The 18,558-nt window shown below is 67.1% G+C and carries 16 protein-coding genes; 6 read left to right on the top strand and 10 right to left on the bottom strand.

The genetic code is table 11. The features are described 5' to 3' along the window. Positions 1 to 67: 67 nt before the first annotated feature. A complete protein-coding gene (locus HALRU_RS12320; RefSeq protein WP_015301720.1) occupies positions 68 to 364 on the bottom strand; it encodes a DUF6432 family protein in 297 nt (98 codons plus the stop codon). A gap of 117 nt (positions 365 to 481) precedes the next feature. Here HALRU_RS12320 and HALRU_RS12315 point away from each other — a divergent pair, with 117 nt between their 5' ends. After that, positions 482 to 1,258, top strand: coding sequence for a DUF7093 family protein (locus tag HALRU_RS12315; RefSeq protein WP_015301719.1), 777 nt, complete (start codon positions 482 to 484; stop codon positions 1,256 to 1,258). A gap of 58 nt (positions 1,259 to 1,316) precedes the next feature. Beyond that, positions 1,317 to 1,703 (top strand): DUF5611 family protein, encoded by a 387-nt coding sequence (locus HALRU_RS12310; protein WP_015301718.1) that lies wholly within the window; start codon positions 1,317 to 1,319, stop codon positions 1,701 to 1,703. 258 nt (positions 1,704 to 1,961) lie between these two features. Here the strand turns inward: HALRU_RS12310 and HALRU_RS12305 are convergent, their stop codons facing one another. The 6 genes from HALRU_RS12305 to HALRU_RS12280 form a co-directional block, all read right to left on the bottom strand. Beyond that, on the bottom strand, positions 1,962 to 2,285 hold the full coding sequence (locus HALRU_RS12305) for a 4Fe-4S dicluster domain-containing protein (RefSeq protein WP_007702698.1): 324 nt from the start codon (positions 2,283 to 2,285) through the stop codon (positions 1,962 to 1,964). A 116-nt stretch (positions 2,286 to 2,401) separates the two neighbouring features. Next, positions 2,402 to 3,574, bottom strand: coding sequence for an MFS transporter (locus tag HALRU_RS12300; RefSeq protein WP_015301717.1), 1,173 nt, complete (start codon positions 3,572 to 3,574; stop codon positions 2,402 to 2,404). A gap of 123 nt (positions 3,575 to 3,697) precedes the next feature. Next, positions 3,698 to 4,111 carry an HIT family protein gene (locus HALRU_RS12295; protein WP_015301716.1) on the bottom strand — a complete coding sequence of 138 codons (414 nt, stop codon included), beginning with the start codon at positions 4,109 to 4,111 and terminating at the stop codon, positions 3,698 to 3,700. A gap of 665 nt (positions 4,112 to 4,776) precedes the next feature. Beyond that, positions 4,777 to 5,940 (bottom strand): acyl-CoA dehydrogenase family protein, encoded by a 1,164-nt coding sequence (locus HALRU_RS12290; RefSeq protein WP_015301715.1) that lies wholly within the window; start codon positions 5,938 to 5,940, stop codon positions 4,777 to 4,779. A gap of 134 nt (positions 5,941 to 6,074) precedes the next feature. Next, complete coding sequence (locus HALRU_RS12285) at positions 6,075 to 8,240, bottom strand: oxidoreductase (RefSeq protein ID WP_015301714.1); 2,166 nt, start codon at positions 8,238 to 8,240, stop codon at positions 6,075 to 6,077. Positions 8,241 to 8,244: 4 nt separating this feature from the next. Next, a complete protein-coding gene (locus tag HALRU_RS12280; protein WP_015301713.1) occupies positions 8,245 to 9,096 on the bottom strand; it encodes an LLM class flavin-dependent oxidoreductase in 852 nt (283 codons plus the stop codon). A gap of 229 nt (positions 9,097 to 9,325) precedes the next feature. Here HALRU_RS12280 and HALRU_RS12275 point away from each other — a divergent pair, with 229 nt between their 5' ends. Beyond that, positions 9,326 to 10,492 (top strand): indoleamine 2,3-dioxygenase, encoded by a 1,167-nt coding sequence (locus HALRU_RS12275; RefSeq protein WP_015301712.1) that lies wholly within the window; start codon positions 9,326 to 9,328, stop codon positions 10,490 to 10,492. A 76-nt stretch (positions 10,493 to 10,568) separates the two neighbouring features. Here the strand turns inward: HALRU_RS12275 and kynU are convergent, their stop codons facing one another. Continuing rightward, the gene (gene kynU / locus HALRU_RS12270; protein WP_015301711.1) at positions 10,569 to 11,876 is read right to left on the bottom strand and encodes a kynureninase; all 1,308 of its coding nucleotides are present in this window, start codon (positions 11,874 to 11,876) and stop codon (positions 10,569 to 10,571) included. A gap of 171 nt (positions 11,877 to 12,047) precedes the next feature. On the opposite strand from kynU, the gene HALRU_RS12265 reads away from it, so the two are divergent. Next, a complete protein-coding gene (locus tag HALRU_RS12265; RefSeq protein ID WP_148680529.1) occupies positions 12,048 to 13,025 on the top strand; it encodes an alpha/beta hydrolase in 978 nt (325 codons plus the stop codon). Positions 13,026 to 13,038: 13 nt separating this feature from the next. Here the strand turns inward: HALRU_RS12265 and trpB are convergent, their stop codons facing one another. After that, positions 13,039 to 14,196: a tryptophan synthase subunit beta gene (gene trpB / locus HALRU_RS12260; RefSeq protein WP_015301709.1), complete on the bottom strand. Its 1,158-nt coding sequence runs from the start codon at positions 14,194 to 14,196 to the stop codon at positions 13,039 to 13,041. Positions 14,197 to 14,471: 275 nt separating this feature from the next. Between trpB and HALRU_RS12255 the strand changes: the two genes are divergently transcribed. Next, on the top strand, positions 14,472 to 16,121 hold the full coding sequence (locus HALRU_RS12255) for an acyl-CoA synthetase (protein ID WP_015301708.1): 1,650 nt from the start codon (positions 14,472 to 14,474) through the stop codon (positions 16,119 to 16,121). A 231-nt stretch (positions 16,122 to 16,352) separates the two neighbouring features. Then, positions 16,353 to 17,726 carry a hypothetical protein gene (locus HALRU_RS12250; protein ID WP_015301707.1) on the top strand — a complete coding sequence of 458 codons (1,374 nt, stop codon included), beginning with the start codon at positions 16,353 to 16,355 and terminating at the stop codon, positions 17,724 to 17,726. A 54-nt stretch (positions 17,727 to 17,780) separates the two neighbouring features. Here the strand turns inward: HALRU_RS12250 and HALRU_RS12245 are convergent, their stop codons facing one another. Beyond that, positions 17,781 to 18,548, bottom strand: a complete 768-nt coding sequence (locus HALRU_RS12245; protein WP_015301706.1) for an enoyl-CoA hydratase/isomerase family protein — start codon at positions 18,546 to 18,548, stop codon at positions 17,781 to 17,783. Positions 18,549 to 18,558 lie beyond the last annotated feature (10 nt).

Genomic DNA, 18,558 nt, shown 5'->3' with positions numbered 1-18,558 from the left:
GTCGATTTCGGGCGTCTGAAACCGTCTGATCGTCGCGTCGGGACGATGTCCGTCACGGGACGCCGACTCAGAAGGGGAATCGCTCGCGCACCCACTCCACGATCGACCCGTCGGACTCGTCCGCGCCTGGTTCCGGAACGACCCGGGGGGCGGGTTTGATCACCGTCTCGCTCGCACTGTTCTCGACGACGATCAGGTCGTCGTCGTTGAGGTTGGCGAGTGCGGTCTCCAGTCGATCGATGTCGATCGAGACGGCGGCCCGGAGCTCGAAGACGGTCATCCCATCCTCGTTCCGGTCGACGAGAGCGTCGAGTATCGTAACCTGTGTCTCGTCCCGGTCACGATACTCCCGCTTGACTCGCATACTTGCCTCTTCGTGCCCGCAGGATTTGACGTTTGTCGTCCTCGACGGGGTCTGGGTGAGACGCCCGTCAGACACCAGGCGGTACGTTTTTCACTCCCGCGTGGGCTACCCAACTCAATGGCTGTTCGATGTTCGCTGCTCGGGCACGACTTCGGGGCGACAGAAGTCGAACGCGAGCGCGAAGAACGCGGAAGTGAAGTCGTCGTCACCGTGACGGAGTACGAATCCTGCACACGGTGTGGCGAACGAACCGTTATCAGCGAGAACACCGAAGTCCGAGGGATCGAGCCGGCGGACGACCCCGAGCCGGCGACGTCCGCCGGGGCCGCTTCGGAGTCGGCCGACGACGCAACGGTGCCGGCCGAACCGACCCCTGCGGCCGATTCCGAGGCGCCCGTGGGTGACTCACAGTCGGCCGAGGCCGAGTCCGAATCACTCCCGACCGACGAACACGGCGAACCGATCACCGACGACGCGGAGATTCTGGAGGAACCAGCCGCCGAACCCACCGCCGAGGACGATCGAGACCGTGCGCACGGTGCGTGGCCAGACTCCGACGACGTCGGCCAGGACGACGCGTCCGACGAACCGACCGAGTGGCCGGCGGCTGCGTCCGACGAGACTGCCGCTCCCGAGGCCGACCCGATCGACGAGGGCGGCTCACCGGAAGCAGCCTCGACGGCAGCCGATCGCCAGACGGCGACGGCCACCAGCGGGATCCAGCGCGCGGGGGCTGCCCCGACGCCCGGGGAGACCGGGCCGCACGAGGACGTCCCCGTCGAGTTCTTCTGTCCGCGCTGCTCGTTCGTCGCGCCGGGCGACCGAAGCTCGCTTCGAGCGGGCGATATCTGCCCCGAGTGCAAGAAGGGCTACCTCGGCGAACGCGAGCGCTGAGATCCTCGTTCGTCGCGGATGAAAAGAGGTAAAGAGCCTCCCGTATTTCCAACGAGCCATGAAGGAGTACAAGATGCGCCGCGGTGAGTACCTCGAAGAACGGATCCCCGACATGGAAGCCTCCATCGAGGACTACTTCGGCCCGATCACCGGGACGGAGGAGTTCAAGGGTAGTTCGCTGCACGTCGTCGCGGAACCAGCCAATCCCGTCTTCGAGCGAATCGTCGTCGGCGCCGTCGAATACTCCGGGAAGAAGGACAAACTCGCCGTCGAGTTCCACGAACGCGACCCCACCGAACTCGGTCCGGACGAACTGGAGGCCGCCGCCGATGCCGTCGACGCGAAGAACGATTTCCTCCTCGAAGCGACCGGTCGCGACGCGAAAGCCCGACGCGACTCCCTCAAACGCGCCGTCGAAGACGACCCCGACCACGACGTCGAGTAACGCCGATTTTCGACGACTGTCCGTCCAGATCCCTCACGAGTCTGTGAGCGATGCTGCGAGGAGTGTCTGCCAGATCGGTAGTGACCTGTCAGCACGTCACTGGCCCGAGCTCAGCACGTCACTGGTCCGTCAGCGCCTCACCGGCCCGTCAGCTCGCCACTGCTGTACTCCGTTACTGCTCAAAAATTGCACTGCTGCCGTGGGAGCCACGCCGACGGCCGTCGAGCCTCGTCCGGTCCGTTCAGGCCGTTCGCCCGGTCAGGCCGTCCGGCCGGCGTCGACGTCGATCGCGTCGACCGGACAGACGTCGACACAGAGCATGCAGTCGATGCACTGGGCCTCGTGGGTCGGGTCGGCCTTCTTCTCGCTCTCGGGGTGGCCAGGCGTGTCGACCCACTCGAAGACGTCGACCGGGCAGTCCTCGAGACAGGCGCCGTCGGCGAGGCAGATGTCGAAGTCGACGGCGACGTGGGTCCCGTGGATACCGAGTTCTTCCGGCTCGTCGACGGGGCCCCAGACGCTGTGTCCCTCGTGTTCGTCTACCTGGTCGCGGTTCTCGTGAAATTGTGGGTCGATGGCCATCGCTAGCAGAGGTGACTGGCCGGCAGCCCTTAAATCTATGTCCGGCTCGAACGGCGACGCGCACGCTGGTGAGCGATCCTTCCATCGACGTAGTCTACTCCCCACAACCGTGTCCCTCAGTAGCGACCGCCAACCGCGCGATTTCCGAGGAGCGCGGCACAGACGGTGACGAGCAGCGCCGTGAGGACGCCGAACGCGACGCCCCAGCCGAAGGCGTCGGCGAGGAGGCCCGTCCCAACGGAGCCGAGCGCGCCGAGCATTCCGTAGACGGTCCGGACGAACCCGAACCCGGCGCCTTCCTCTTCGGGTGTGAACACGTCGAAAAAGCGCGGGAGGAACGCCGCCGACCAGCTCAGCCCGACGCCCAGTGTGACGACGGCGAACCCGGTCGCGAGCCAGCCGGGAACGGCGACGAGGGCGACGAATCCCAGGGCCGCGATCGCCAGACTGATCGCCGTCGTCTCGTCGCGCCCGTAGCGGTCCGAGGCCGTCCCGACGAGTGGACTGGCGACGCCCTGAACGAGGAAGTACGCGGCGAAGACGCCGCCGGCCACCGGCTCCGGGTAGCCGCGAAACTCGTGGAGGAACGTCGGGAGGAAGGAGGCCGTCGCCTGCCAGACGAACGCGGAGAGAATCGAAACCCCGATCGCGAAAGCGATCGGCGGCCGCCGAAGCAGTTCGAGCAAGGGGCCGCCCTCGAACCGTTCGCGCATCGGCTGGGCGGGCCGCTGGGGCTCCGTCGGCTGGACGAACCGGGCGAAGAGCACGAACACGATGCCGGCGACGACGGCCCCGATCGCGATGGCCGGTTCCCAGCCGTAGCGGACGCCGACCCACGCTGCGACCCCCGGGACCGCCAGGCCCGCGATCGGGCCGCCGGCCGTGTGGACGCCGATCGCCTTCCCGACGTCGTCGTACGTCCGCGTGAGCAACGTCGTCCCGACGCTGTAGTGGAGGCCAGCCAGCGCCCCGAGCGCCAGCGTCGCCACCACGAAGACGCCGAAGACGGGTGAGAGCGCGAGTGCGAGACTGGCGAGCGCCGTCCCGCCGAGCGAGAGCAAGATCACCGGCCGTTCGCCGTACCTGTCGGCCAGCACGCCGCTCGGAAACTGCGACAGAAAGTACGACATCCACAGGCCTGTCAGCGCAACCCCCACGACGGTGTTCGACACGCCGAAGTCGGCCCGGATCTGCGGCACGACGGGGCTGATGACCATCCGCGCCGCCATCGTCGCGAAGAACGCGAGCGTGGTCAGCGCGAGCACCGTCCGTTTGTATGGCCAGCGCATGTCGTGGAGTCACCAGTTACGGTCGAGTCTACCGACTCTTCGTCACCGGCGGGAAAAAGCGTCGTTGATACCGGTCGTCACCGCCGACTCTCCTCCGGGTGTGCCATGCCTTCGAGGGTAGCGTTATTCCACCACCGCCCTGAGCGACCTGGACACGTCCGCACCACGGTCGGGCGACAGTGGTTCGTGATCGGCGCCGATCTCGACGCCGTCTCCCTCGAACCGCGGCACGACGTGAACGTGCAGATGGTGGACTTCCTGGCCGGCGACGGCACCGTTGGACTGCAAGATGGAGTAACCGTCCACGTCGAACGCTCGTTCGACGGCCCGCCCCACGCGCCTGGCCGTCTGGAAGGCCCTCGAAACGGTCTCGGGATCGGCCACCGACAGCGTCGGGACGTGCGTTTTCGGGATCACGAGCGTGTGGCCTGTCGTCATGGGCGCGTGATCGAGGAACGCAACCGTCTCGTCGTCCTCGAGCACCCTGTGAGCCGGCTCCTGGCCGGCGGCAATCGCACAGAACGGACACTCGTCCATACGGATGCCCCGCAGGCCAGTCCAATCAACGTATTGCCCACCGCCTTCCCTCGCCCAGATATTCGGCACGTGCGGGCGTCCAAAATTGTGGGCTGGTGGCCCGATTCTCGTCGCTCGCAGTATCGAGGGTTCTCTGCGGTCGGCCCTTCGTCTTACTAGCGATTCTCACTCGCTTCGCCCGCTACGTTCCCCGCCCGTCCTTCTGAGTACCCTCACTGCGTTCGGCCCCTCGCGCTGCTCACGGTTCGCTGCGCTCACCGTTCGTCATACCGAGGATTTCGCTACGCTCAGCCCTCGATCGCCCCGAACCGTGCTCTACTCACGGCTCCCGCTGGTCGCCGTTCGCCATACCGAGATACTCACTCGCACCGCTCGTTCGAATCTCGCGCTACTCGCGGATCGCTTCGCTCCCCGCTCGTATTATCGCGGTTCTCGCGCCTACGGCGCTCACGGGTCACTCCGTTCCCCGTTCGCGTTCCCGAGGCCTCACTTCGCTCGGCCTCGCACGCTCCGAACCGCGCTCTACTCACGGCTCCCGCTGGTCGCCGTTCGTCATACCGAGATTCTCACTCGCACCGCTCGTTCGAATCTCGCGCTACTCACGGGTCGCTTCGCTCCCCGTTCGCTTTTCCGAGGTTCTCGGCCCTTCGGGCCTCCGAACCTCGCTACTCAAAAGCCGCAATCCCAGTCAAATCCTGGCCAAGAATCAGCGTGTGGATGTCGTGGGTGCCTTCGTAGGTGTAGACCGTCTCCATGTTCGCCATGTGGCGCATCGGCGAGTAGTCGGTCGTGATGCCGTTGCCGCCGAGCATCTCGCGGGCGACACGGGCCTGGTCGCGGGCCATGCGGACGTTGTTGCGTTTGGCCATCGAGACGTGCTGTGGGCGGAGGTCGCCGCGCTCTTTGAGTTCGGCGAGACGGTAGGCCAGCAGCTGGGCGGTGGTGATCTGGGTGGCCATCTCGGCGAGTTTCTCCTGCTGGAGTTGGAAGCGCGCGATGGGGCCGTCGAACTGGTCGCGTTCGAGGGCGTACTCGCGGGCCTGCTCGAATGCGTCGCGGGCGGCACCGACGGCACCCCAGGCGATGCCGTAGCGAGCCTGCGTGAGACACGACAGCGGCCCCTTCATCCCCTCCACGCCGGGGAGGACGTTCTCCTCGGGAACGCGGACGTCGTTCAGGCCAATCTCGCCGGTGATCGAGGCGCGCAGCGAGAGTTTGTCGTCTAACTTGTTCGTCGAGAACCCATCGCGGTCGGTCTCGACGAGGAAGCCGCGAACCGGTTCGTCGTCGGCCGAGCGATCGCGCGCCCAGATGATCGCCACGTCGGCGATCGGCGCGTTCGTGATCCAGGTCTTCGAGCCGTTGATGACGTAGCCGTCCGCGTCCTTCTCCGCGGCGGTTTCCATCCCGGAGGGATTCGAGCCGTGTTCGGGCTCGGTGAGGCCGAAGCAGCCGATGGCCTCGCCCGTCCCCATGTCTCGGAGCCACTCGTCCTTCTGGGCCTCGCTGCCGTAGGCGTGGATCGGGTACATGACGAGCGAGCCCTGCACCGAGGCCATCGATCGAACACCGGAGTCGCAGGCTTCGAGCTCCTGCATCAGGAGGCCGTAGGCCGTCTCGGAGACGTTCGGGAGGCCGTAGCCCTCCAGGTTCGGCGCGAAGAACCCGAGTTCCCCGAGTTCGGGGATGAGGTCGGTGGGGAAGGTCCCCGCCTCGTAGTGGTCGGCGATGTCCGGGCGGACCTTCTCGTCGACGAATTCGCGGGCCGTGTCACGGATCATCCGCTCCTCGGCGTCTAAATCTGCCTCCAGGGAGACGTAATCCAGCATGCCAGTTGTTGGGACGAGCGACGTGAAAAGCGCTCCTATCTCACTGGCCGGGAGACTCGGGGTGCTCGGACGAGGTGGTCTCATCGCGAGCAACTGCGGCAAACCGTGCCCGCAGACCTGCCCACCCGACCGGGCTAGGATCTGTACGTACAGAGGTCGGCGCGGCCCGCGCCGACGAGCGTGTTGACCTCGTCGTAGGTCGTCACGTAGTTCGTCGAGAGCGCCGGAACCCCGGTCTCGTTTCGATAGGTCTCGGTGAAGTCGGCGAGGACGGTTGGATCGTAGCGCGGCCGTTCGCGAACGGTCGCCTGCCCGGCCACGATCGAGAGCAGGTCGCAGTCCCGGTCGGCGAACTCGTGGGCGACCTGCAGCGAGTCTCGGGTCTTCAACCCGCTCAGGTTCCAGTCGGTCGCCTGCAGCGCGGCCCCGAGCGGCCTCCCGTCGGGCCAGGCGTCGCGCACGGCGTCGAAGACCGAAAGCGGGTATCGCATCCGCGCCTCGAGCGAGCCACCGTACTCGTCCGCGCGATCGTTCGTGAGCGGCGAGAGGAACGACGAGAGGAGGTAGCCGTGGCCGGCGTGGAGCTGGAGGTAGTCGAACCCGGCGTTCGCGGCGCGCTCAGCGGCGCCGACGAAGCGCTCTCGAATCCGGTCGCAGTCGTCGGCGTCCATCGCGGTCGGTGTGGGACCGCCTGGGACGTAGGGATTCGCGGAGGGTGCGTACAGCTCCCAGCGCTCCTCGGGCGAGAGCGGCCGGTCGAGGCCGTATTCGCGGTGGCGCGTGGCCCCACGCCGGCCGGCGTGGACCAGCTGCAGGCCGACCGCGGTATCCGTCTCCGCGTGGACCTCGTCGACGAACGCGCCCCAGGCGTCGACGTGTGCGTCCTCGTACAGTCCGGGAGTGCCCGGTGTGATCCGCCCGTCGGGACTGACGGCGACTGGATCGGTCAGCAGGAGGCCGGGCCCGCCCCTCGCCCGCTCACGGAGGTCGTCTAGGTACGCGGCCCCAGGGACCCCATCCGTCGACCCGTTGCTCGGCGGCCGGGTGACGGTCAGCCGGTTGTCGACGGTCGTCTCGCGGAGCGTGAGCGGTTGGTTCAGCGGTCGACTGGCAGCGAGCGGCTCGATTCCGTCACTCGGCGTTGTGGCCCCGCCCTCGCCGACCGATGCCTGCGCTTCGAACCACCGGTCGTAGGCGTCGGCGTAGCCCACGTCGCGCTGCTTGAGGCTGTCGTAGGAGATGCGACCGCTTCGAGTCAGCAGATTGTAGGCGAACTGTTCCGGCGGCAGGTCCCAGTATCGCTCGACGTTCTCGAAGTACGATTGGCTGCGCTCGGCGGCGGCTTGGAGGCCTTCGACGCGCGGGCGACGCTCCTTCTCGTAGTGATTGAGCGCCGAGCGGACGTCGGTGCCGTGCTCTCTGAACCCCTCGAGCAGCGAGATGGCGTCCTCCAGGGCGAGTTTCGTCCCGGAGCCGATCGAGAAATGCGCGGTGTGGGCCGCGTCGCCCAGGAGGACGACCTCGTCGCGCTTCGACCACGAACCACACTCCACGACGGGGAAGTTCCGCCAGGCGTAGAGCTTACTCTGCAGGTCGTAGCCGTCGAGGTGGTCGGAAAACAGGTCCTCCAGGTAGGCGATCGCGTCCGCCTCGTCCTTCTCGTCCATCCCCGCGGCGTCCCAGGTTTCCTCGGTACACTCGACGATGAACGTGCTCATCCGCCCCGGGTACGCGTGGACGCGCCAGAGGCCGTGTTCGTTTGCCCGGAAGATGAACGTGAAGACGTCGAACGGTTTCTCGGTGCCAAACCAGGCGAACTTGGCCGATCCAGACGAGACGCTCGGAGCGAACGCGTCCTCGTAGGTTTCCCTGACCGTGCTGTTGAGCCCGTCGGCGCCGATCAGCAGGTCGGACTCCGCTTCCAGCGCTTCGGGATCATCGATCGCGACGTCGTGATTCAGGTCGACGCCGACCGCCCGGCACCGCTCCTGCAGGATCGTCAGGAGGTCCGCGCGCATGATGCCGGCGAAGGTGTGGCCACCACAGCGGATGGACTCACCTTTCAGGTGGACGTCGATCGGATCCCAGCGAACGAAAGCGTCGGTGATGCGCTCGTGACTCTCCGTGTCCGCCTCTTTGAGGTTCGACAGTGTCGCATCGGAGAAGACCACGCCCCAGCCGTAGGTGTTGTCGGCCGGGTCGCGTTCGGAGACCGAGATCTCCCAGTTGGGGTACTCCTTTTTGAGCAAGAGACTCGCGTACAGGCCGGCGGGGCCGCCGCCGACGACGGTTACCTGCATCGGATCACCGCCACTCGGTCTCGATCAGCGTCTCGAGTTTCTCGTACTGGTCCCCGTCGGCGACGGTCGGAAACAGCAGGAGTTCGTCGCAGCCGGCGTCGGCGTAGCCGCGGACGAACGAGAGCACCTCCTGCGGGGTGGTCAGCAGACTGTCCGCGATCGTCTCCGCGAAGGGGCCCGTAAAGGCGTAGTAGTCCAGCAGGTATTCGCGACCGCGTTCCTCGGCCTCCTCGCCGAGCGCGACGTAGCCGTGCCCCCAGAGGTCGGCGTCGCCCGGCCGTCCCGATTCGGTCCAGGCGGCCCGGGCCTGCTGGGCGTTCCGTTCGAAGGCTCGCGGCGGGCCGCCGCCGTGGATGTACCCGTCCCCGTACCGACCGACGCGCTGGAACGTCGGGTCGCTGTCGCCGCCGACGAGCACCTGCGGGCCGCTGTCCTGGACGGGCTCGGGGCCGAACGCGTCGTCGTCCCAGATCTCCCGAAGTCGACTCAACTGCCGCGAAAAGCGCTTGCCGCGGTCGTCGTAGCTCGCCCCGGCGGCCTCGTAGTCCTCGCGGCGGGCCCCGAGCGCCAGTCCGAGCGTGAGTCGCCCGTTCGAGAGCTGGTCGACAGTCGCCGCGCGCTTTGCTAGCAACGCGTCGTTTCGGAGCGGGCCGGCGACGATGGACGTCGCGAGCCGGACGTCCTCGGTGACGCCGGCGCAGGTCGCGAGCGTCGTGAGCGGGTCCGTGCTTTCGTACACCAGCCGATCGAAGACGCCGATACTCGAGAACGGTCCGTCGTCGGCGCGCCGGGCCCACGACAGGAGCGTCTCGCCGTCGGCGTCTAGCGTGTTCGGCAGGCCAATTCCGACGTGCATGGCCACAGCCTCGACAGGTGTTCACGTATACCTGACGGTGAGCGTGACCGATTCGTCCGACCCGTTCGTTCGTCGAGCCACTGTCTCCCGCGTCGATGTCAACAACCGCCCATCAACGTGTGGATTTACACACTGGGGCCCGCCCTCTCGTGCTGATCCGCACCTCTCGCCATCGGTGTGTCTATTACCGGATAAATATTGATACGGCTCCTTCGCGTCCGTTTCGACGATGACTCGATCCGCCGCGGTTGTTCTCGATCACCACGATATCTCTCGCGAACGCGGCTTTCTCCCCGAGCGCGATCCTCTCCCTTCGTTCGAGTCCGATGCCCACGAATCGCCGGTCGGCGCGGCCCTGGAAGCGTTCGACCGGCTGGGCGCGGAACTGCCGGCGCGGCTGGACGAGGGGACCGTCCGGCCGGCGGTCGATTCGCTGCCCGAATTGTCGGCCGACGCGGTCGCCTCGCTCTCGGATCGCGAGGCGATCCGGCTCTGCACCTTGAGTGGCTTCTTCGCCAGCGCGTACGTCCACCAGGTCGACGCTGCGTCCGCCGATCGGCTCCCCGAGTCCGTCGCCGTCCCGCTCGTGGAAACGTCTCGCCGGTTCGGTCGCAAACCCATCCTCTCCTACGACCAGCTCTGTCTCCACAACTGGCGCCGCCACGAACCAGACGCCGCGCTCACAGAGCCGACGAATCTCGAGGCACTCGTTCAGTTCACCGAGCACGACGACGAGCGCTGGTTCGTCGTCATCCACGTCGCGATCGAGGCACGGGCGGGGCAAGCGCTCTGGGCCGGTGCGAACGCGCAGGAGGCTGTCCGTGCCGACGATCCGGACGCACTGGTCGGCGAACTCGAGACCCTCGCCGACTCGATCGATGCCCAGACCGAGATCATGCGCCGGATGACCGAGCGCAACGACCCCGAGGTCTTCGCTCGCGAGTACCGCCCGTACTACGAGGGGTTCGACGACGTCGTCTACGAGGGCGTCGACGGCTTCGACGGCGAGACGCGCACCTACCGCGGTGGGTCCGGCGCCCAGAGTTCCATCCTTCCCTCGCTCGACGCCGCCCTCGGCGTCGACCACGCCACGACCGAACTCGTCGAGAAGCTCACGGACATGCGCAGCTACATGCCCGAATCCCACCGCGAGGTGATCGACGCGTTCGACCGTGGACCGGCGATCGGCGAGTACGTCGACCGGGCGGACCGTGACGACCTCCGCGAGGCGTACAACGACTGTACCGACTCGCTCGCCACCTTCCGGCGCGTCCACTTCGGGCAGGTCATCCAGTACATTCGGGCGGTGACCGGCGACACGACCGGTACCGGCGGGACGGACTACATGGAGTTCTTGCAGGTGATGCAGGAGGAGACGGCGGCGCAGACGCGATGAATCGGGCCGGTTGACCCTGGTGCGTCGATTACAGCGCTGTTTCAGCGTGCCGATTCGTCACTGGCCAGCGCGCCGATCACGTCACGTCGCCGGCTGCCTCGTACTTCTCGTAGCGCTTCTCGTCGATGATGTCGGCCACGATCTCGACGACGTCGTAGACGTCCTCGTAGCGCACGTACAGCGGCGCAGGGGCGACGCGGATCACGTTCGGTGGGCGGAAGTCGACGACGACCTCGTGGTCGCGAAGTGCCTCGCTGATTCGCTCGGCTTCGGGGTGTTCGAGGGCGACGTGGCCGCCGCGGCGGGTCGGATCACGGGGCGTCCCGACCGAGACCCCGCGCTCGGCGAGGTGCTCGTCGACGAGGTCGATCAGGTAGGTCGTCAGGTCGACCGACTTCTCGCGGATCACATCGATGCCGGCGTCGTGGGTGAGTTCGAGCGCACCAAACAGCGGCGCGGCGCTGAAGACCGGGATCGTCCCCGCCTGCCAGGCGCCGGCGTCGCCTGCGGGCGTAAAGTCGAGGTTCAGCTCGAACTGTGACTCCTTGTCGTGGCCCCACCAGCCCGCGAGCGCGGGTGACTCGCCGAAGTGGCGTTCGTTGACGTACAGGCCCGCGACGGCGCCGGGGCCCGCGTTCAGGTACTTGTAGGAACACCAGACGGCGAAGTCGACGCCGATCTCCGAGAGGTCGTGGGGAACGACGCCGATCGAGTGCGCCAGGTCGAACCCGACCAGGATGTCCCGCTCGTGGGCCGCCTCCGTGATGGCCTCGATATCGAACAGCTGCCCGCTGCGGTACAGCACCGAGGGCATGAAGACGATGCCGACATCGTGGGTATCCATCGCGTCGATCACGTCTTCGGTTTCGATGGTCCGTCCGTCCCTGCTCTCGACGAGGTGGAGGTGTTCGTCGGGGTCGAGCCCGCGCTGGCGTAGCTGGGACTGGATCGCGTAGTGGTCCGTCGGGAAGTCGAGGTCGTTGACGAGGACACCGCGGGGCTCGTCCGGTTCGCGCGCGTCTACGAAGGTTCCAACGAGCGTGTGGATGTTGATCGTCGTCGAGTTGCCCACGACGACCTCGTCGGGGTCCGCGCCGACGAGGGGGGCGAGCTCCTCGCCGAGTCGCTCGCCGTACCAGAACCAGGGCGGCTCCGAGCCGGTCCAGCCGCGGATCGCCTGGTCGCGCCACTGGTCCACGGCGCGCTGGAGGCTCTCCTCGGCCGCGTCGGAGATCGGTCCCAGCGAGTTGCCGTCCATGTAGTAGTCGTCGGGAATCTCGAAGCGTTCGCGGAAGTCGGCGAGGGGATCGGCCCGGTCGCGTTCGCGGGCGTCGCGGCGACTCGCATCGGCCGCGGCGTCACCCTCACTTTCGCTGTCAACCATGATGTCGGCTGTCGTGGTCGACCTACAGGTAGCTTTCGACGTCGGAACGGTCGGATCTCGTCGCTGGTGTGCACGATCGCCGGCGAGGTATCGGATTTGTGCGCCGGCAAACCGAGCGAGTCCTCCGTTCCGGGCGGTGGACTCATCTACCAGTCCGCCGATGTCCCGCGCATGGACGAGACCGCAGTCGAATCGAGCGAGCACGACGAACCGCATCGGGAGTCGACCGACGAACTCGACCCCGAACTCGCCGCGGTCGTCGCGGACATCCAGGCGGCCGGCGTGCCCCAGTGGTCGGCGCTCTCGGTCGCCAGCGCGCGGCGCATCGAAGACGAGGTGTTCTCCGGCGGGGCCAGCCCCGATCTGCGAACCGTGCGGGACCTGCGTATCGACGGCCCCGGCGGCGACCTGTCGATCCGGGTCTACCGGCCCGACCGCGAGAACCCGCCGACGCTGGTCTTTACCCACGGCGGCGGCTGGACGCTCGGGACGCTCGACTCGTCGGACAACATCTGTCGCGAACTGGCGAGCCGTGCGGGCGCGCTGGTCCTGTCGGTCGACTATCGACTCGCGCCCGAGCACCCGTTCCCGGCGGCGACCGACGACGCCTACGCCGCCCTGCAGTGGGCTGCCGCGCACGCGGCCGAACTGGGCGGCGATCCCGACCGACTCGGCGTCGTCGGGACGAGCGCCGGCGGGAACCTCGCGGCCGCGTCGGCGATCCGGGCGCGAGACGCCGGATTCGACCTCGACGGTCAGTTCCTCCTGTATCCGATGACGGACCGGCGGTTCGACCGCCCGTCCTACGACGAACACGGCGATGGCCCGCTGCTCACCGAGGCCGACGTTCGCTGGTTCTGGGACCAGTACCTCCGCAGCCCGGTCGACGAACACAACCCGTTCGCGACCGTCTGCCGCACGCCCGATCTCGCCGGCGTGGCACCCGCGACGGTGGTGACCGCCGGTCACGACGTGCTCAGAGACGAAGGCGCGGCCTACGCGGAACGACTGGCCGATCACGGCGTCGCAGTCGACCACGACCACTACCCGTCGATGACTCACGGCTTCCTGAGCCTGACCGACAGCGTCTCACGGGCGGACGAGGCGATGGACGCGCTGGCCGAGGCGATTCGGGAGTGGGTGGAATAACCCTTCTCGTCGGTCAGGCGAAGTCGAACTGCTCCGCCGCGGTCTCCATGTCCTTGTCACCCCGGCCGGAGAGGTTGACGAGGATGGTATCGTGATCGCTTTCCTCGGCGAGTTCGATCGCCCGCGCGACGGCGTGGCTCGATTCCAGCGCGGGGATGACGCCCTCGGTCTCGCTGAGTTCGCGGAAGGCGGCCAGGGCCTCGTCGTCGGTGACGCCCTCGTAGGTCACGCGACCGGAGTCACGGAACATGGCGTGTTCGGGGCCGACGCCGGGGTAGTCCAGGCCGGCGGAGACGGAGTGAACCTCGACGTCGTCGTCGAGGACGCGCGTTTTCATCCCGTGGATCACGTCGTCCCGCCCGGCCGCGAGCGGCGCGGCGTGCTGGGTCGACGCCGCGCCCTTTCCGCCGCCCTCGGCACCGTAGAGGGCGACTTCCTCGTCGTCGCGGAAGGCGTCGAAGAGGCCCATCGCGTTCGATCCGCCCCCGACGCAGGCGACCGCGGCGTCGGGCAGGTCACCCGTCCGTTCGACGAACTGCTCGCGAGCTTCCTCGCCGAGGACGGACTGGAAGTCACGGACCATGCGCGGGAACGGGTCGGGGCCGACGACGCTGCCGACGAGGTAGTGGGTGTCCTCGACGTTCTCGACCAGATCCCCTAGCGCTGCGTCGACCGCGTCCGCTAGCCCCGCGCCGCCCTGTGTGACCTCGTTTACCTGCGCGCCCAGCAGGCGCATCCGGAACACGTTCATCTGCTGGCGCTCGATGTCTTTCTTCCCCTGGTAAATCTCGGTCTCGAGGTCGAACAGCGCTCCGACCATCGCGGTCGCGGTGCCGTGTTGCCCCGCGCCCGTCTCGGCGATGAGCCGGTCCTTGCCTGCTTTCTTCGCGAGCAGCGCCTGCCCGAGACAGTTGTTTATCTTGTGTGCGCCGCCGTGGAGCAGGTCCTCACGTTTGAAGTAGATCTCCGCGTCGTACCGATCGCTCAGGTTTCTGGCGTGATAGAGGGGTGTCGACCGCCCGGCGTACTCGCGGAGGTGGTCGCGAAACTCCCGCTGGAACCCCTCGCTTGTTCCCAGGTCGTCGTAGGCATTCGCCAGTTGCGAAAGCGGTTCCTCGAGCGGTTCCGGGACGTGTCTGCCGCCGTACTCACCGAACGTGCCACTCGACATGTTCGACCGGGGAAACTATCGCCCGTCAAATAAAGGTATGCCGTCACGTACCACGATAGGGTGCGCCAACCGGTTCGGTTGCGTCGGTCGTTGCTAGCCAACGGGTGGATAACCGTCGCTGACGAACAATTCTGGTGGTGACAGGGTATATCTGGGCGTCTATGCTGTTTTCATTAACCTTTTTGCCGATTATGGGCCATTCCCGCGAGTCACTCTCCGTTTGTCCATCCCCGGCGGTACAATTATGGTATGGGATAGAAAACCACACTCGTTATATGCAGGAGTCGATCCCGACCGAGCGGCTTCCAGACGACGCGATACAGCCGGACCTGTTCCACGCGCTCCCAGAACTGCACTACCCGGAGGAGGTGAACGCGGCGGCCGAGATGGTCGACCGCCACGTCGAGCACGGCCGTGGTGACGAACCGGCGATTATCTTCGATGGCCAAGCGATCACGTACGCCGACCTCCAGGACCGAGTCGACCGGCTCGCCAATGCCCTCCTCGATCTGGGGGTCGAGCCGGGCGACCGGGTGTTCGTCCGTTTCCCGAACCGGCCGGAGTACGTCGTCAGTTGTCTCGCGACGCAGAAGATCGGCGCGGTGACAGTTCCGTCGATGAAGCTCTTGCGCGCGACCGAGATCAGCTACGTCGTCGAGGACTCCGGTGCGTCCGTCGCCATCGTGTACGACGACCTCCTCGACGAACTCGAGATCGCACGGGACGAACGGGGGCTCGAGTCGCTCGCCGAGATCGTCGTGGTCGAAGAAAATGGGATCGAACACGATCATCACAGCTACGACGACCTCATCGACGCGGCGAGCTCCGATCTCTCGGCGCCGACGACGACCCGAGACGACGTGGTCATGATCGCTTACACGAGCGGGACCACGGGCAAACCGAAGGGGACGGTCCACACGCACCGTCAAATGTTGGCCATCTGCGACGGCTACGCCCGCTACTGCCTCGATCCGAACCCCGACGACGTCTTCGCGAGCAACGCCCCGATCGCCTTCACGTTCGGCTACGGGTTCGAGGTGGCCTTCCCGCTCAGGTTTGGTGCCACGACGGTGCTCGTACAGGATCCGGAACCGACCGACCTCCTCGTGGCCGTCGACGAGCACGACGTCTCCATCCTCGCCTCGGTCCCGACCGCGTACAACCAGCTGTTCGCCGAGCACGAGGACCAACTCGAGTCCGCCGACGTCTCCTCGTTGCGCCGGGCGGTCAGCGCCGGCGAGCCGCTTCCCCCGCGGACCTACGAGCAGATCGGCGACCACTTCGGCGTCGAAGCCTCCGACGGCATCGGCTCGACCGAGATGCTACACATCTTCATCAGCCACCGCTATCACGACGAGATGGATCCGACGGCGACGGGATTCCCGGTCCCCGGCTACGAGGCCAAGGTCATCGATCCGGATACGGGCGAGCAACTCCCGCGCGGCGAGGCCGGCCTCCTCGTCGTTCGCGGCCCCACCGGCGTCACGTACTGGGATCGCCCGGAGAAGCAAGCCGAAGCCATCTACGACGGCTGGAGCGCGCCGGGTGACATCTACATCCACCGCGAGGACGGTCGCTTCGAGTACGTCTCGCGCGCGGACGACTTGATCATCACCGGCGGGAACAACGTCGCCGGTCCCGAAGTCGAGGACGTCCTCCTGGAACACGACGCCGTCTACCAGACGGCGGTCATCGGCGCGCCCGACGAGGCGCGCGGCCAGCTCGTCAAGGCGTTCGTCGTTCCGGAAGACGGCGCCGAGCCCGCGCCGGCGCTGACCGAGGCTCTGCAGGAGCACGTGAAAGCGGCAATCGCCCCGTACAAGTACCCGCGCGAAATCGAGTATCTCGACACACTCCCGACGACCGAGACCGGCAAGATACAGCGCTCGAAGTTACGAGAACGCGAGGAGACCGGGACGAACTAGCGCCGGAGGTGTCGTCGGAACGCGTGCCACGGGCTCCAGTGTTACGGGGACGGTCTCGGAGGGAGACTTGTCGCGGAACGACGGACGCACCGGCCGATTCGCTCTCGACGACGGGGAGCTCCAGACACCAGTCTCCCACGCTCTCCGTTGGATTTCTGAACGGGAACCGGGGTCTCCACCTAGCCCCTAGGCAGTCACTTACTTAGCCGATCGGTGGTGCGTATCGAGCCGATGCAGCCCTCGCGTCGGCAGCTTTCAGCGCGCCTCGTTCCCGACGAGGATCTTCGTGTCGTGACTGAGGGGCGATTGGTCGACGATTCGATCCGGGGCCACCTCTCGATCGGATTGACCGACCGCCGAGTCGTCTGCCTCTCCTCGGCGGGTGACCTCGTCGACGTCGAGTACGCGACGATCAGCACGATCCGGAGCTTCACGCGATCGCGACTGACAGTCGAGGGGATCGACCGCCGCCTGCTCACCGTCGTATTCGGCGGCCTGTCCGCGACGTTCGTCGCTGTCGCCCTCTCGCTCACGGGCGGTTCGTGGACGGATGGTGAGTCGATCGTACGGCCTGCACTCGTCTCCCTCGCGGCGCTCGCCGCCCTCGTGGCCATCTTCGGCGGCCGGCTGTTCCCGACTCGCGCGGCGTCGAGCGCGAATCGCTGGCTGGGGAACCGCTGGGCCACGCTCGCCACCGTGGGACGGCGGATCGGCGGCCTGTGGGACGGTCTCTCCGTCACCGTCGTCGAGCAGAGTTCGCGGACGTACTGGTGGCTCCGACGGCACGGCGCGGGAGTCGCCCGGTGGTTCGGCGACCGAACGCAGGCACTGTCCCGGCACGGCCACTCGCTTCGGTCGACGACGGCGTGGTGGATCTCGGTCCAGGTCCGATCGCTTCTGAACCGGATCGAGACCGCCGTCGACGCCGCCTATCGGCAGTATGCGGTGCGGACGGACCAGCCGCTCGCGCCTCTCGTACGATCGGTGTTGACGGCGTGGCGGTCCGCACCGGTTCGACTCGCACGCCGATTCGCTCTGACGGCGTGGCGCGCGCTCGGGGTGGCGAGCACCTGGGCGATCCGCCGGGGACGTGTGACGCTGATTGCCATCGCTCGACGGCGACCCGTCGGGCGACTCCGCTCGACGGTGCGCACGAGTCGGTCGACGGTGACCCACGCCGTCCGCTCGCGAGTGCCGGCCGTCGAGCGACCGCGTCGGCCGCGACGGCCGTCCTTCTCGTTGTCGTCTCCCGCCCCATCGGCGCGTGGACGGCGGGTGGCCCGCGTGTTCGCCGGGCTCCTCGCTATCGTGTCGGTGGGCTCGCTCGTCGTCATCGGTACCGCCCCGCTCGTCTTCCTCGCCCTCGCCGCGGCCGGTTGTAGTCTCTGTCTCGTCGCGGTGGCTCGTCGATACGGGACCGAGTGCACCGGCGTCCAGCTCTCACGGCGACGAGAGACGGAGGTCTCGATCCACACCGTCGACGGCGACGTGGTTCGCCTCCTTCTCGACCCGGAGACCGACCTCGACGTCGAACTCAGTCGATCGGCCGCGTCGGTCTCGCGGACGGCCTTCGACGGGCAGCGAACGGGTTCCGTCGCTGAGTGAAGAGCGCTCAATGGGCAGTCTTCGGCCCGTCGTAGTTAGTTGATGTCCCGGCCGTTACGGCACCCACTCCGGCGGTCGATCTTCGAGCTGCGCCGTAACCCCTTCCCGATAGTACGGTTCTTCCCGAGCGCTCTCGAGAGCGATCGCTTCGAGGTAGGACCGACTCGCACGCGGCGACATCTCGGCGGTGGCGTAGATCCCTCGCTTCGCCTTCCGGAGAATCTCCGGTGGCTTCTCTCGGAGCGCGTCGACGACGCGGTCGACCTCGGCGTCGAGTTCCTCGGCGGGGAGGCTCCGGGCGACGAGGCCGCGATCGGCCGCCTCCGTCCCCGAGATCGGGTCGCCGGTGAGGATCATGTCGAGGGTCTTCGTGAGGCCGACCGTCTCCTGGAGGATGGGCGGCGAGAAGTGATTCACGATGCCGAGGCCGGTCTCGGGCTGGCCGAGTTTCGCGTCGTCCGCGGCGATCGGGATGTCGGTGTGCAAGACGAGGTCGAATCCACCGCCGAGCGCCCAGCCGTCGACCCGGGCGACCGTCGGGACCGACAGCCCCATCATCGCCTCGAAGAGCTCGTTCCAGCTCTCGGTGAACGGTTCGAGTTCGTATCCCAGCTCGCGGACCTCCTCGATGTCTCCGCCCGCGCAGAAGACGTCGCCCTCGCTCTGGAAGACGACGACGCGGACGTCCTCGCGCTCGTCGAACTCGCGGACGTGCTCGATGATCGCGTCTTTCGTCGCGAGATCGACGGCGTTTAACGCCGTTGGCCGCTGCAACTCGATCCGTCCGACGTCGTCCTCGACCGTGAACGCGGCGTTGACCATGGCGAGGGCC

The organism is Halovivax ruber XH-70 (assembly GCF_000328525.1).
Lineage (GTDB): Archaea > Halobacteriota > Halobacteria > Halobacteriales > Natrialbaceae > Halovivax > Halovivax ruber.
Note: the sequence above shows the minus strand (reverse complement) of the source record. Positions and strands in the feature narration are given on the sequence as shown.

Excerpts from the sequence above, each read along its gene's own strand:
- HALRU_RS12245 (WP_015301706.1), bottom strand. The coding sequence starts at position 18,548 with ATGGTCAACGCCGCGTTCACGGTCGAGGACGACGTCGGACGGATCGAG.
- HALRU_RS12280 (WP_015301713.1), bottom strand. The coding sequence starts at position 9,096 with ATGCACGTCGGAATTGGCCTGCCGAACACGCTAGACGCCGACGGCGAG.
- HALRU_RS12305 (WP_007702698.1), bottom strand. The coding sequence starts at position 2,285 with ATGGCCATCGACCCACAATTTCACGAGAACCGCGACCAGGTAGACGAA.
- HALRU_RS12285 (WP_015301714.1), bottom strand. The coding sequence starts at position 8,240 with ATGCAGGTAACCGTCGTCGGCGGCGGCCCCGCCGGCCTGTACGCGAGT.
- HALRU_RS12290 (WP_015301715.1), bottom strand. The coding sequence starts at position 5,940 with ATGCTGGATTACGTCTCCCTGGAGGCAGATTTAGACGCCGAGGAGCGG.
- HALRU_RS12275 (WP_015301712.1), top strand. The coding sequence starts at position 9,326 with ATGACTCGATCCGCCGCGGTTGTTCTCGATCACCACGATATCTCTCGC.
- HALRU_RS12255 (WP_015301708.1), top strand. The coding sequence starts at position 14,472 with ATGCAGGAGTCGATCCCGACCGAGCGGCTTCCAGACGACGCGATACAG.
- HALRU_RS12295 (WP_015301716.1), bottom strand. The coding sequence starts at position 4,111 with ATGGACGAGTGTCCGTTCTGTGCGATTGCCGCCGGCCAGGAGCCGGCT.
- HALRU_RS12310 (WP_015301718.1), top strand. The coding sequence starts at position 1,317 with ATGAAGGAGTACAAGATGCGCCGCGGTGAGTACCTCGAAGAACGGATC.
- HALRU_RS12265 (WP_148680529.1), top strand. The coding sequence starts at position 12,048 with ATGGACGAGACCGCAGTCGAATCGAGCGAGCACGACGAACCGCATCGG.
- HALRU_RS12320 (WP_015301720.1), bottom strand. The coding sequence starts at position 364 with ATGCGAGTCAAGCGGGAGTATCGTGACCGGGACGAGACACAGGTTACG.
- HALRU_RS12250 (WP_015301707.1), top strand. The coding sequence starts at position 16,353 with ATGCAGCCCTCGCGTCGGCAGCTTTCAGCGCGCCTCGTTCCCGACGAG.
- HALRU_RS12315 (WP_015301719.1), top strand. The coding sequence starts at position 482 with ATGGCTGTTCGATGTTCGCTGCTCGGGCACGACTTCGGGGCGACAGAA.
- trpB (WP_015301709.1), bottom strand. The coding sequence starts at position 14,196 with ATGTCGAGTGGCACGTTCGGTGAGTACGGCGGCAGACACGTCCCGGAA.
- kynU (WP_015301711.1), bottom strand. The coding sequence starts at position 11,876 with ATGGTTGACAGCGAAAGTGAGGGTGACGCCGCGGCCGATGCGAGTCGC.
- HALRU_RS12300 (WP_015301717.1), bottom strand. The coding sequence starts at position 3,574 with ATGCGCTGGCCATACAAACGGACGGTGCTCGCGCTGACCACGCTCGCG.